Origin of the sequence: Pantoea sp. GCM10028869 (genome assembly GCF_042666835.1) — a bacterium.
GTDB lineage: Bacteria > Pseudomonadota > Gammaproteobacteria > Enterobacterales > Enterobacteriaceae > Pantoea > Pantoea leporis.
Genome location: NZ_JBHTGO010000002.1, coordinates 149,594 through 161,773, shown reverse-complemented (window position 1 = coordinate 161,773; position 12,180 = coordinate 149,594). Strand labels below are relative to the sequence as shown.

The 12,180-nt window shown below is 52.4% G+C and carries 14 protein-coding genes; 5 read left to right on the top strand and 9 right to left on the bottom strand.

The window, feature by feature from the left end; translation table 11 throughout:
• The first annotated feature begins 41 nt into the window (after nucleotides 1–41).
• From lipB to ACFQW4_RS04920, 3 genes are all read left to right on the top strand, one after another.
• Nucleotides 42–692: a lipoyl(octanoyl) transferase LipB gene (gene lipB, locus ACFQW4_RS04930; protein WP_217547269.1), complete on the top strand. Its 651-nt coding sequence runs from the start codon at nucleotides 42–44 to the stop codon at nucleotides 690–692.
• Between the two features lie 176 nt (nucleotides 693–868).
• Complete coding sequence (lipA, locus tag ACFQW4_RS04925; RefSeq protein ID WP_101763255.1) at nucleotides 869–1,834, top strand: lipoyl synthase; 966 nt, start codon at nucleotides 869–871, stop codon at nucleotides 1,832–1,834.
• A 146-nt stretch (nucleotides 1,835–1,980) separates the two neighbouring features.
• Nucleotides 1,981–3,009: a hypothetical protein gene (locus tag ACFQW4_RS04920; protein ID WP_377724174.1), complete on the top strand. Its 1,029-nt coding sequence runs from the start codon at nucleotides 1,981–1,983 to the stop codon at nucleotides 3,007–3,009.
• Between the two features lie 88 nt (nucleotides 3,010–3,097).
• Here ACFQW4_RS04920 and tatE read toward each other — a convergent pair whose 3' ends face one another.
• From tatE to ACFQW4_RS04890, 6 genes are all read right to left on the bottom strand, one after another.
• Nucleotides 3,098–3,301, bottom strand: a complete 204-nt coding sequence (tatE, locus tag ACFQW4_RS04915; RefSeq protein ID WP_064740541.1) for a twin-arginine translocase subunit TatE — start codon at nucleotides 3,299–3,301, stop codon at nucleotides 3,098–3,100.
• Nucleotides 3,302–3,399: 98 nt separating this feature from the next.
• Nucleotides 3,400–4,170, bottom strand: coding sequence for an amino acid ABC transporter ATP-binding protein (locus tag ACFQW4_RS04910; protein ID WP_110865712.1), 771 nt, complete (start codon nucleotides 4,168–4,170; stop codon nucleotides 3,400–3,402).
• Nucleotides 4,167–5,126 carry an amino acid ABC transporter permease gene (locus ACFQW4_RS04905; protein WP_377724171.1) on the bottom strand — a complete coding sequence of 320 codons (960 nt, stop codon included), beginning with the start codon at nucleotides 5,124–5,126 and terminating at the stop codon, nucleotides 4,167–4,169. Before ACFQW4_RS04905 ends, ACFQW4_RS04910 begins: the two co-directional genes overlap by 4 nt.
• On the bottom strand, nucleotides 5,123–6,010 hold the full coding sequence (locus ACFQW4_RS04900) for an ABC transporter substrate-binding protein (RefSeq protein ID WP_377724169.1): 888 nt from the start codon (nucleotides 6,008–6,010) through the stop codon (nucleotides 5,123–5,125). Before ACFQW4_RS04900 ends, ACFQW4_RS04905 begins: the two co-directional genes overlap by 4 nt.
• 19 nt (nucleotides 6,011–6,029) lie before the next feature.
• Nucleotides 6,030–6,824 (bottom strand): deaminated glutathione amidase, encoded by a 795-nt coding sequence (locus ACFQW4_RS04895; protein WP_008103707.1) that lies wholly within the window; start codon nucleotides 6,822–6,824, stop codon nucleotides 6,030–6,032.
• Between the two features lie 2 nt (nucleotides 6,825–6,826).
• Nucleotides 6,827–7,786: an ABC transporter substrate-binding protein gene (locus ACFQW4_RS04890; protein ID WP_336767312.1), complete on the bottom strand. Its 960-nt coding sequence runs from the start codon at nucleotides 7,784–7,786 to the stop codon at nucleotides 6,827–6,829.
• 137 nt (nucleotides 7,787–7,923) lie between these two features.
• Between ACFQW4_RS04890 and ACFQW4_RS04885 the strand changes: the two genes are divergently transcribed.
• Entirely contained in the window at nucleotides 7,924–9,279 is a 1,356-nt protein-coding gene (locus ACFQW4_RS04885) for a PLP-dependent aminotransferase family protein (protein ID WP_377724166.1), read from the top strand.
• Here ACFQW4_RS04885 and ACFQW4_RS04880 read toward each other — a convergent pair.
• The 3 genes from ACFQW4_RS04880 to pagP all read right to left on the bottom strand — a co-directional run bounded on the left by ACFQW4_RS04880 (nucleotide 9,263) and on the right by pagP (nucleotide 10,977).
• A complete protein-coding gene (locus ACFQW4_RS04880) occupies nucleotides 9,263–9,688 on the bottom strand; it encodes a GNAT family N-acetyltransferase (RefSeq protein WP_101763263.1) in 426 nt (141 codons plus the stop codon). The genes ACFQW4_RS04885 and ACFQW4_RS04880 overlap by 17 nt on opposite strands.
• 356 nt (nucleotides 9,689–10,044) lie before the next feature.
• On the bottom strand, nucleotides 10,045–10,254 hold the full coding sequence (gene cspE / locus ACFQW4_RS04875) for a transcription antiterminator/RNA stability regulator CspE (RefSeq protein WP_007890714.1): 210 nt from the start codon (nucleotides 10,252–10,254) through the stop codon (nucleotides 10,045–10,047).
• A gap of 150 nt (nucleotides 10,255–10,404) precedes the next feature.
• Nucleotides 10,405–10,977, bottom strand: a complete 573-nt coding sequence (gene pagP / locus ACFQW4_RS04870; protein ID WP_377724164.1) for a lipid IV(A) palmitoyltransferase PagP — start codon at nucleotides 10,975–10,977, stop codon at nucleotides 10,405–10,407.
• Between the two features lie 947 nt (nucleotides 10,978–11,924).
• Here pagP and ACFQW4_RS04865 point away from each other — a divergent pair.
• Nucleotides 11,925–12,170 carry a hypothetical protein gene (locus ACFQW4_RS04865; RefSeq protein WP_101763266.1) on the top strand — a complete coding sequence of 82 codons (246 nt, stop codon included), beginning with the start codon at nucleotides 11,925–11,927 and terminating at the stop codon, nucleotides 12,168–12,170.
• Nucleotides 12,171–12,180: the final 10 nt, after the last annotated feature.

Here is a 12,180-nt window from a genome sequence, read left to right as displayed (position 1 = left end):
AGCGTTATACTCTGCCTTCCACTCTTTACCGGATCTCTGCTTTGTCAGCTAATACGCTTCTTGTTCGTCAACTCGGCCAGCGCGATTGGCAACCCATTTCCGATGCCATGCATCACTTTACCGATCAACGCGACAGCAGCACTGCCGATGAAATCTGGCTGGTGGAACATCATCCGGTGTTTACCCAAGGCCAGGCAGGGAAAGCTGAACATCTGCTGATGCCGGGCGATATTCCGGTGGTACAAAGCGATCGCGGCGGCCAGGTAACCTATCACGGCCCCGGCCAACAGGTGATGTATGTGCTGATTGACGTAAAACGTCGCAAGATGGGCGTGCGCGAGTTAGTGACGGCGTTAGAAGAAACGGTGATCGCCACGCTGGCCGACTATGACATCAGCGCGCGGGCGCGACCGGATGCGCCGGGCGTGTACGTTGGCGATGACAAGATTTGTTCGCTGGGACTGCGCATTCGTAAAGGCTGCTCGTTTCACGGCCTGGCACTGAATGTGGCGATGGATTTAGCGCCGTTCCTGCGCATCAATCCGTGCGGATATGCCGGGATGCAAATGACGCAGCTTAGCCAGCTGCAGCCGGGCGTCACGCCCGCCGATGTGCGACCACGTCTGGTGCAACATTTTGCCCGTTTAACCGGATTTACCCAACTGGAATGGCAAAGTGATGCCGCGGTCTGACCTTGACTGTACGTGCCTATTTACAAAATTGTAACTTTTGCACCGGCGAATCGGCTGCTTATGAGCAGACGAGATGATATAATTTTCGCCATATTTTCAAAAAAAGTTGAAAGCCTGGTTCTCAGTTTGAGTGAGGAAGCTTTCAAATCGCAATCCCGACCGGAACCTGCAGATTTATGAGTAAACCAATTCAGATGGAACGTGGCGTCAAGTATCGCGATGCCGACAAAATGGCGCTGATCCCGGTGAAAACCGTGATGGTTGAGCGTGAAGAAATTCTGCGTAAGCCGGAATGGATGAAGATCAAACTGCCTGCGGACTCCAGCCGCATTCAGGGCATCAAGGCCGCGATGCGTAAAAACGGTCTGCACTCGGTGTGTGAAGAAGCCTCCTGCCCTAACCTCGCAGAGTGTTTCAACCACGGTACCGCGACCTTTATGATCCTCGGCGCGATCTGTACCCGTCGCTGCCCATTCTGCGACGTGGCGCACGGCCGTCCGAATATGCCTGACGCTAACGAACCGCTGAAACTGGCACAAACCATCGCCGATATGGCGCTGCGTTATGTGGTCATCACTTCAGTGGACCGCGATGACCTGCGCGACGGCGGTGCCCAGCACTTTGCTGACTGCATCAGCGCGATTCGCGAAAAAAGCCCAACCATCAAAATTGAAACATTGGTGCCGGACTTCCGTGGTCGTATGGATCGCGCGCTGGAAATCCTCACCGCGACGCCACCGGATGTGTTTAACCACAATCTGGAAAACGTGCCGCGCGTGTACCGTCAGGTCCGTCCTGGCGCCAACTACGATTGGTCACTGAAATTGCTGGAGCGTTTCAAAGAAGCGCATCCGGATATCCCGACTAAATCGGGTTTGATGGTCGGTCTGGGCGAAACCAATGCTGAAATCATTGAAGTGATGCGCGATCTGCGTCGCCACGGCGTCACCATGCTGACGCTGGGACAGTATTTGCAGCCGAGCCGTCACCACTTGCCGGTGCAGCGCTACGTTAGCCCGGCCGAGTTTGACGAAATGAAAGAAGAAGCAATGGCGATGGGCTTCACCCATGCCGCCTGCGGCCCGTTTGTGCGCTCCTCTTATCATGCTGATATGCAGGCCAAAGGTCTGGAAGTTAAGTAATATGCTTCGCGATTGCGTTCTTACCAGGGCGCAATCGCAAATATCTCCTTAAAAGTCTTAATCCCTGTCTCAAATCTGTCGCTTTAATCGCTGAGGCCATAAGAGCCTATTTCTCTTTTCTCAGTGTTTATTTTGAAGGTCAGATAATGCAAACATCCTCTCACTTAAAGGGGCTCGATTTTCTCCGGGAACCCGATTTGTCAGGTCAAATACCCGATGTGCGGCTTAACAGTGCATCCGGAGAGAGTTTGGATGCGCTTAAAGCGCGCACCACGCCCATAGATAACACCAATCCCTATACTTCATCTCACGCCTCATGTGCCAATGCATTTATCGCTACCGCTATCAGTATTGAGCATCGATACGATGAAATTCATTTAGAGTTGCCATTAAAGGGTCATGAAACTGTCGCTGTGATGCCCGAAGTGGTGCGACACATCATGCCTTATGCTGAAGACATCGCTTTTCAAACTTCTCAGGAGAATGTACTCCCTGTGATTAATGAAGAGCCTGAACCTGAATGGAATTTTGATTTGCTGGAAGCGAAATTCAATGCTCCTCAGCCACAACTGTGGCAACCGGCTATCGGCATGCACCACGAGAGTGTGGAAATTGCCACGCTACCTGAACGCGAGAGTGCCAAACCTCAACTTTTAGTACAGGTACAGTCAAAGGTTATCACTGAAAATGAGGTCATTATTGATGATCTGAATGAGGATGAAGGGTCTTTCAGCGGTGATGCGCCAGTTGGTACGACGTTATACTTTTATCTTGATGATGTGTGGGTCGGCAGCTCTGAAATTGATAGCCAAGGCCGCTGGCAGTTTGAACTGCCCACCGATATTTCTGTCGCTCAGCATGTTTTTAGTGCAGTCCCCATTAATCCGCAAGGCGTAATGGGTGGCAAAGTTGATTATCCGTTTTTGACTAAGCCTAAAATAGGTGAAATCATTATGCCAATTGATGAGAGTGAATCAGACAAAATTGAAATAGCACTCATTGATGTTATTACAGCCGAGGAAGAAGAAAGACTATCGCTGATACCCTTAATTTTAACTGATGATATGTTGCAGGGCTGGCATACCCAGGATGGGTTGAGCGACTTTGATGGCTTATATGGCTCAACAATATTTGATGTGGATGAGCAGGAAATCATTTACGCCAATTGGCACTAAGACGCAAAAAACAAAAACCAGGCTGGCGACAGTCTGGTTTTTTATCAACGTAATAAATATTTACACTTATTGACGTTCGGCGCAGAGATTACTCTTTGTGGCTGACACGTTCAGCAGGCACTTCTTCAGCGCTGCTTTTGGATGCGCCGGATTCATCATCTTTCATGGCTTTTTTGAAGCCTTTGATTGCGGAACCCAGATCGCCACCCAGTGAACGTAACTTATTGGTGCCAAAAAGCAGTACGATGAGCGCACCGATGATCAGCAGTTTGGCAATACTGATACCTTCCATAATTTACCTTTCAACCAATGTGAAAAACGGACCTGACTATTAACGCGCAGTTTATAAACGGCCTCAACTGCAATCTGTAACAGAGTGAGACCGCCTGCTCAGATAAAGCGGCTGAGAAATGCCTGCGTGCGCGGATGTTGCGGGTTACCAATCACCTGCTCCGGACTACCCTGCTCCACTACCACGCCGCCATCCATAAACACCACGCGATCGGCCGCCTCACGCGCGAAACCAATTTCATGGGTCACGACAATCATGGTTAGCCCTTGATCGGCCAAGGTGCGCATGGTGGCCAGCACTTCGCCGACTAACTCCGGATCGAGTGCCGAAGTGGGTTCATCGAACAGCATCAGCGCCGGTTTAATCGCCAGCGCACGCGCAATCGCCACGCGCTGCTGCTGACCACCGGACAAATGACGCGGCCAGGCGTCGGCTTTGTCACTCAATCCCACGGTCGCCAGTAGTTCACGCGCATGCTTGAGTGCATCCTGCCGTGCAAACTTGTGCACGCCTATTGGCGCTTCAATGATGTTTTGCAGCACCGTCATGTGCGGATAGAGGTTGAACTGCTGAAACACCATGCCGATTTTCTGGCGCTGATGAGCAATTTTACGCGCCGACAGACGATGCAAAATACCGCGCTTCAGTTCATAACCGATCTGATCGTCACCGACCACAATCGAACCGGCATTCATGTCTTCCAGATGGTTAATACAGCGTAAAAAGGTGGATTTACCCGAACCCGATGGCCCGAGAATCACCACCACTTCACCGGGAAACACATCGAGATCGATGCCTTTCAGCACTTCATTATCGCCATAACTCTTTTGCACATTACGCGCACGCACCAGTGGCTGAACTTCACTCATACATCCTCCTTCAGACGGTGCGCGACGGCAGGCGCGGCTTCGTTAGCAGCAACGCGACGTTTATTCACCACCGTGCGGGTGGTGCCACGGGCGTAGTAACGCTCGATGGCGGACTGGCCAACGTTAAGAATCGAGGTGATAAGCAGATACCAGATCACCGCAACCATCAGCATCGGGATAATTTCAAAGGTGCGGTTATAAACGGCTTGCACCGAGTACAACAGATCGCCCATAGCGATCACACTTACCAGCGAGGTCGCTTTGATCATGCTAATCAACTGGTTGCCGGTAGGCGGAATAATTGAACGCATCGCCTGTGGAATGATCACGCGGCGCAGCGCACGACTGCGACTCATGCCAAACGCCTGGGTGGTTTCGACCTGACCGTTATCCACTGACAGCAGGCCGGCGCGAATGATCTCGGCCATATAAGCCGCTTCATTGAGCGCCAGTCCGGCAATGGCTGCGGTCAGTGGCGTGATCAGATCGTTGGTGTTCCAGCTGGCAAAAGTGATATCCGTCCACGGAAGAGTGATTGCGATGGTGGGAAACAGCGTCGACAGGTTGTACCAAAAGATCAGCTGTACCAGCAGCGGCGTACCCCGGAAAAACCAGATGTAGAGCGACGATAAGCCGCTCAGCAATTTGTTTTCCGAGAGACGCCACACGCCCAACAGCAGCCCGAGCAGCGTGCCGAGAATCATCGACACCACCGTCAAGCCGAGCGTGACCTGCAGGCCTTTCATCACCGAACCTTCGGTGAACCACTGCAGCACCACGTTCCACTCGAAATTGGGGTTGGTCGCCACCAGCCAGAGGAAGTTCGCGGCAATAAACAGCACCAAAATCCATGAGATCCAGCGCCCATAAGTGGGCGCACTGCGGGCAAAAGCCACATCGCGCTGCTGCACGTCGGCCTTATCCCTGGCTCGCGAATTGTTGGTGACCGGACTCATTTTGCAGCCCCTTGCGCCAGGTTACGTCCCGGTTGCTGCAACACGTTGCCGTCTAATTTCCACTTCTTCATGATGGCCGCGTAAGTGCCGTTATTGAACAGCTCTTTGTACGCATCCAGCACCACGTTGCCGAGTTCAGAACCCTTGGGTACCACGGTGCCTTGGAAAATGTCACCAAAGCCGTTTTTCTTGCCTTTGCCCGACAGCTCCAGCTGGCCATTGGCCTGTTCGATGAAGTATGTCAGCGGCGCCTGCGAGGAGAAGAAAGCATCGGAACGTTTTGAACGCACGGCTAAAATCGACGATGGCTGGTCGGTGAAGGATTGCACCACCACCGCCGGTTTACCCGCCGCGACACAGGCATCGGACTGCTTGCGAATCACCTGCTCTGCTGAACCGGCCGCCATTACCGCAATGCGTTTACCGCAGGTATCTTCCAGACCGTTAATCTTCGAGGGATTGCCTTTCTGCACGCCAAACACCACGAACTCCTGCACGAAGTCGATAAAATCAACCTTCTGCTGACGATCCGGATAATCGCCAATCGGGCCAATCGCCATCTGGTAGCGGCCGGAATTAATGCCGGTGAGCACGCCCGATAAACCGCTGACGGTGGCATGTTCAATCTTCACGCCCAGCAATTGTGACAGCGCTTCGGTGAGATCGGCGGAAGCGCCGTCCATTGAGTGCGGACCGTTAACGATCTCATACGGAGGAAAAGATCCGTTGTTCACCGAGATCATTTTACCGCTGCTTTTGATCTCTGCTGGCAGACGATCGTGCAGCGCCTGATCCACTTTTTGCGCAGGAATCACGTCGGCGGCCTGAGCGAAACAGGCCGTGAGGCCCAATGACAGCGCGATGGCGGTAGCAAGAATTTTCATCAGTCAGATTCCCCAGCGATCAAAGTGGTTTAAGTTCGGGACGCGCAAAACAGCGATTTTCCAGCACCGGCAGTACGCTGCGTGCGTAGGCGATGCGCTGTGGATCGAGATCGGCAAACACCAGCGCGGCCGATTCCGGCGCTTTGGCAATCGCCACGCCCAGCGGATCGATTACCAGGCTGTTGCCGATATTGCGTGGCCCGCATTCGCCCACCGCCACCATGTAGCAGGTGTTTTCCAGCGCACGCGCGGTGGTCAGCAACTCCCAGTGCATCTCTTTCAGCGGGCCTTTCACCCACGCTGCCGGCAGCACCAGCACATCCGCGCCGTCAAGCACTAAGCGACGCGCCAGCTCCGGAAAGCGCACGTCGTAGCAGGTCATCAACCCGACTTTCATGCCCGCCACGTCAACCAGCGGCGGAATTTCGCGCCCCGGATTCACGCGCTGCGACTCCTGCATGGCGAAGGCATCGTAAAGGTGCAGTTTCACGTACTCGGCGATGATTTCGCCGTTGCGAATGGCGATCAGCACATTGAGCGCCTTTTGCCCTTCTGTCGGCACGTGCACGCTCATCATGGTGGTCAGATTGTTGCCTTTGCTAACCGCCAGCAGCTGCGTGACGAAAGGACCATCAAGTGGCTGCGCCGCTTTCAATACCAGATCAGGATCGGCGATATCACGCGCCAGCACGCCTTCCGGCAGCACCAGCAGATCAGCACCGCCTGCCAATGCCTGGTTCATCAATCCGATGCAGATATCGGTGTTTTCCTGCCATTCGCGGCTAACGGCGAATTGTCCCATTGCTACTTTCATGGTTATTCTCCTTGCGCCGCAGCCGGGAAAATCGCTTCCGGCGTCAGCAATGTTTGGGTTAGGCCTTGCTGAAACAGCTCATTCGCAAAGTCGGCAATCATCTTTTTGTTAACGGAAAATCCGTTCTGATTCCAGTTGGCCGGTAATTCCTGCGCGGTGCGCCGCAAATCGTCCAGCAGCCACGGCGTAGTGTCGGCGTATTTCTCGCGCTTCTTCATCCACATCTGGTACGAACGATCGATGATGTCACTCAGCGCCTGAGGCAGCCACGGATGCGCCTCCGCTAAGGCGGGCTTCAGTGCCAGTAAGTGAATGCCCGGCACATAACCGACGCGATTAAAGTAGTCGCGCTCGGCAGCGGCAAAATCCACCTGCAGCTGACGCAAACCCGAATCGGCGAGGAAAAAACCTTCCGGCATAAAAGGGGTAAAGACAGCATCCAGCTCGCCCGCTTTCAGCAACGCGATCAGTGGACGCTCACCTGGCGCCGGTTCAATACGCCCCGGACGACCAAAACCGGCCAGACGATCAACAATCGGGTGATCCTCAGTCAAACGCCCGGCAAACCAATACGCATCATCAATCTCCACGCCCGCTTCACGCAGCACGGTGCGCGTCCAGGTGTTGCCCGAATCCTGCCAGCCGGTAACGCCGATCTTTTTACCTTTCAGCTGCGCTGGCGAAGTCATCGGGCTGTCGCTGCGCGTAATGATGCAGCGCTGACGGAAACCGCGCATCAGAAAGTGTGGCAGGCCCAACAGTGAAGTGTCACCTTTTGCCCGAGCCTGAGCAAAGCGGCTAAACGACACTTCACCGGCATCGTATTTATCGCTGGTGGCGAGGTTATCCACCAGCGTGCCAACGCGATCGATCTCCAGCGTGAAACCTTCCGGCTTGATATCGCCAAGTGCCAGCGGTGTGAAGTAATCCCAGTCACGTACCGCCAGTCTGATGGTTACCATAGTTTTGCCTTCCCCGTCTGTTCTGCCAGCCCTGCGGCTGTGATTATTTATGCAGCAAATAGTGCTTGAATTTGAGTCTAAATCGCGAATACTAATCTGAACAATCTATTATTTGTTACTGAACAAAGGATTTTCTTATGACGCAAAGTGTGGATTTGGAGTGGCTCAGCCAGCAGATCACGGATGCTTCGGTGAAAGGCATCACGCATGCGGCATCCACGCTAATTCGCGATGGGCAGATTGCGGTGGGCATGCAGATGCCGGCAGTACGGGAATTGGCTGAGCGATTGGGCGTGAGCCCGGCAACCGTTTCCGCTGCCTGGGCGCAACTGAAGAAGCAGAAAGTGCTGGCGGGTAAAGGTCGCAGCGGCGTGTGGGTGAGCGGCAATAGCGTGATGCCGCGTCCGATTCGCTTCGAGAAAATCGGCAATTACGGCGAGAATGTTCAGGCGTCACTGGCAATGGCCTCACCGGATCCAACGTTATTGCCGGATCTACGTCAGGCGATGCTGGCGGGCATTGCATCGCCGCAACTGAATAGTTATCAGCGTGAGGCGATTTCACCGCAATTGCAGGATGCCGTAACGCCACGTTGGCCCTATCCCGCCGAAGCCTGGTTGGCAACCGATGGCGGCTTCGATGCCATGAACCTGATCGTGCAGACGTTGCTGTCACCAGGCGATCGTGTGGTGATCGAAGATCCTACTGCCACGCGATTACTGGATATTTTAGACAACATGGGTGCAGAAATTCTGCCGCTGCCCTGCGATGAGCAAGGTCCCATTCCCTCGACGCTGACCACGCTGATGCAGAAATCTCCGGCGATGTTTATTTATCAACCGCGCACCCATTCCGCTACCGGAAACAGCGTGAGCCAGCGTCGCAGTGCAGAGTTGGCGCGCGTGCTGGCAAACAGCAGCACCGTCATTGTCGAGGATGACGGCATTGGCGATCTGTCGCGCTACCCGGTGTTTAGCCTCGGCTTCCACTATCCCGAACGCGTGCTGCATGTGCACTCGTTTTCTAAAGCTTATGGGCCGGATTTGCGGCTGGCGGTGTTATCAGGAAACGCCGAAATGGTGAAGCGCCTGCAAGCGTGGCGCAACTTTGGCGTGAGCTGGACCAGCCGTATTTTGCAGGATGCCGTGGCGTGGATGCTCAATGATGAAGAGACTCAGCAGCGTATTCAGCAGGCCAAAGCCACCTATGCGCAGCGTCGCCAGCAGTTACTGGCCGCGCTGGCGAAACGCGGTCTGGTGCTGGAAGAGCGCGATGGATTGAGCGTGTGGATTCCGGTGGAATCGGAGCAGTACGCGATGATTACGCTAGCCGCGCGCGGTATCGCCGTGCTGCCCGGTGAACGCTGTAGCATTAGCAGCCGGCAGTTCATTCGCGTCAGCGCCGCGCTGCTGCCTGTGGCACAACTCGACAGCATCGCCGATGCCATCGTGATAGCCAGCGGACGCGAGCTCAATCTTAACCTAGAGCTTTAATGTGATAGCGCGGTGATTCCACATAGCCTTCACGCGCATAGAACTGGTTGGCTTTGAGGCGCGATGAATGGCAGTGCACTTCCATACGGTCGCAACCGCGTGACCGCGCCAGCTGTTCGGCGTGGTTTAATAACTGCTGCCCGCTGCCTTTGCTGCGCTCGCCTTCGGCAATACAGAAGTAGCTGATGCGGGCAAAATCGCCGGCCAATGCCAGCTGCGGAATAAAGTGCAACGAGAGGAAGCCCAGCACCTGATTGCCGTGTTCCGCGACCAACAACATTTCATCGGGATGATGAATAAGCTGCGCCAAACGCGTATCGATAAATCCTTCCGTCGCGCTATAACCCAATTCGGTTAGCAACGCGCTCAATGCAAAACTGTCTTTTGCCTGTGCCTGACGTATGTTCATCCTGCCTCCTCATTTTCCCTGAGCAGTTATATAGCGTTGCCGGACAAAAATCTGCAAGTAAGCATTGTTGTGGCTATGTTACGGAAGTTATCTGTGAGATGTGCCGCAGAATCTGCCTTGTCACGAGAATGTCATAACGGCTTAAGGCTGGCTTAATCTGGCATTGGCATGCTGAGGGAAATATCTTTCTAAGGCAGGCGAAATGAAGAACCTTATTCCACGCACTTTCGATGAGTTAATGGCACTGAGCATCAGCATGCTTGCCTTAGCGAGCTGGATGATTATTTGGTGGCGAGCCTAAAAAAGGATAAAAAAAACCCGCCAGAAGGCGGGTTTTCAGAATTCGAACTGTTAAATTACAGTGCGATAACGTTAGCAGCTGATGGGCCTTTAGCACCGTCAGTGATTTCGAACTCAACGCGTTGACCTTCAGCCAGAGTTTTGAAACCGTTGCTGTTGATTGCAGAGAAGTGTACGAATACATCTTTGCTGCCATCTTCTGGAGTAATGAAACCGAAGCCTTTCGACTCATTAAACCACTTTACGTTACCTTTGATCTTAGACATCTATATTACCTTTACATGAAAAAAGGACACTAAACTGTGTCGACGTCTAGTACAGCAATTGCGGTGACATTTGTCCAGTGCGATTTGATGAAAAAGTGATAAATATTGATTTTTTGCATGCCGATCACACTTTCTGCGCGCCGCTAACGCTTAAAACTCAAATCTCAGCCAGGCAAAGTAAACGTTGCCATTATTGTAAGTGCCGGGAATATAAGTCATTTGGAAAGTGGCTGGACCATATCCAATTGATGCTAAAGGCAATATCAGCGGAACCGGAATGTAGCGCCAGTTATCCCTTGCCGTTACGCCCGCCGTATAACCGGCGCCCAAATGAAAGTTCTGATCGCTAAGCGGTCGCCAGGTCGCTTCCCAACCGTAACCGCTAATCGGCTCCCATTTGTTAAAGGAATCCTTAAACGCAATCAGGTACAAACCGTGCCAGTTACCTTTCTCATCCCAGCGCGAAACGCCCGCACCTGCGCCCCACGGGCGCTCGTTGTATTTATCGATGTGCTCATCGTCGTAAGTCCAACGATTGTGCCAGGTAATCGCCGGCAGATAAAAATCATAATTCTGCGGTTGCGACCAGGTTTGCGACACGTTATCGCTAAAGGTGTTCCAGCCTGATTTGATGGCTTGTGAAGTTGTTACCGCTGATGCCGAAAATGAGACCGATGAGGTCAAAATGCAGCCTAACAAAACTGCAGAAAAGTGCCGATTCACAACGTAATTTCCTGTTAATTCATGCTGAAAAAATGCACTACCTTAAGGCAAATTTTTCAGATTCTTATACGACGCATTCCTAAGTAATCGCCAAAAGGATATTAAAAAACAGGCTTAATATCTCCAGGCTAATTCTCGGTTGACGGCGAATTTTACCTCATGCGGAACGTGAAATTGAAACGCCGGATAAACGGAAAGGCATTACTGAAGGATGTACACAAAGTGCAATCATGTTGTGATGATGACGGCAAGCAATGAGATAGCTTTCAGTGACTTAGTGTCAACTATTCACGCATGGAATAAATTAACAAAATTTATCAATTGAACTCACCCGACGAATAAGATAAATCTCGATACTCCAGGACGGAGATGGGGAAAAAACTGACATGACTATTCGTTGTAGCCGCTGCGGTTGCACTAAATTTTTTTACACCTTAACGGACTGCAAACAGGTCGATGCAATAAATCATCATGGCGCCTGCTGCGCACAGTGTCAGAAACCGTTGACGCTGGGCGATCTCATCCTGCCGATTGTGTCTTTTAATGACAGCGAAAAATCCTATGCTGAATAAAAAATTCAGGCACCCGCAGGTGCCTGTTGTTGTCAGAAAATCAGTTTAAAGACGCCTGTTAGTGTCAGTAACCCAACGATGAAGATAATGGCGATAACCCACAGAATTATTTTCATTGTTCGCTCCTTCAAGTATGAAAAATAACGTGTCTGCTTACCAGTATAGATGATCATTCTGCTTTCGCTGGACGCTGCGAGAGTGGTCACAACCCTTGGCTATCGTTTCGCTTAATGCCGATTTAATTCTGCGAGACGGGTCGCAGCCTGCGATTTTCCCTCTCCTTGATTCCGCACTCAGCGCCTGTCCGCAGTCTAAACTTATAGCGCCTGAAGAGGCCTCGATTGTTATCAATGCCGACGTAACAAGGAGATTCTTATGAGCACGATTAATACCAGCATGGGGCGTTATAGCCTTAAGGCAAAGGATTACGGCAACCACATCAGCGGCAGTATTGCGATTAATGATGAAGGTGGCACGCAACTCACCCTGCAGGAGTTTGAAGAGCACTATCTTGACGATGTCGTCAACAATGTCATTTATCCGATCACTGGCGGAAACCGTGAAATTACCCGCGCACTGCGCGATCAGATGGTCAAAGCGGGCTTTGAACAGCCGCACTGAGTTTTTGGGC

Bases quoted from the DNA above. Each gene is read 5' to 3' on its own strand.
- lipA (WP_101763255.1), top strand. From the start codon at position 869: ATGAGTAAACCAATTCAGATGGAACGTGGCGTCAAGTATCGCGATGCC.
- ACFQW4_RS04920 (WP_377724174.1), top strand. From the start codon at position 1,981: ATGCAAACATCCTCTCACTTAAAGGGGCTCGATTTTCTCCGGGAACCC.
- tatE (WP_064740541.1), bottom strand. From the start codon at position 3,301: ATGGAAGGTATCAGTATTGCCAAACTGCTGATCATCGGTGCGCTCATC.
- ACFQW4_RS04910 (WP_110865712.1), bottom strand. From the start codon at position 4,170: ATGAGTGAAGTTCAGCCACTGGTGCGTGCGCGTAATGTGCAAAAGAGT.
- ACFQW4_RS04905 (WP_377724171.1), bottom strand. From the start codon at position 5,126: ATGAGTCCGGTCACCAACAATTCGCGAGCCAGGGATAAGGCCGACGTG.
- ACFQW4_RS04900 (WP_377724169.1), bottom strand. From the start codon at position 6,010: ATGAAAATTCTTGCTACCGCCATCGCGCTGTCATTGGGCCTCACGGCC.
- ACFQW4_RS04895 (WP_008103707.1), bottom strand. From the start codon at position 6,824: ATGAAAGTAGCAATGGGACAATTCGCCGTTAGCCGCGAATGGCAGGAA.
- ACFQW4_RS04890 (WP_336767312.1), bottom strand. From the start codon at position 7,786: ATGGTAACCATCAGACTGGCGGTACGTGACTGGGATTACTTCACACCG.
- ACFQW4_RS04885 (WP_377724166.1), top strand. From the start codon at position 7,924: ATGACGCAAAGTGTGGATTTGGAGTGGCTCAGCCAGCAGATCACGGAT.
- ACFQW4_RS04880 (WP_101763263.1), bottom strand. From the start codon at position 9,688: ATGAACATACGTCAGGCACAGGCAAAAGACAGTTTTGCATTGAGCGCG.
- cspE (WP_007890714.1), bottom strand. From the start codon at position 10,254: ATGTCTAAGATCAAAGGTAACGTAAAGTGGTTTAATGAGTCGAAAGGC.
- ACFQW4_RS04865 (WP_101763266.1), top strand. From the start codon at position 11,925: ATGAGCACGATTAATACCAGCATGGGGCGTTATAGCCTTAAGGCAAAG.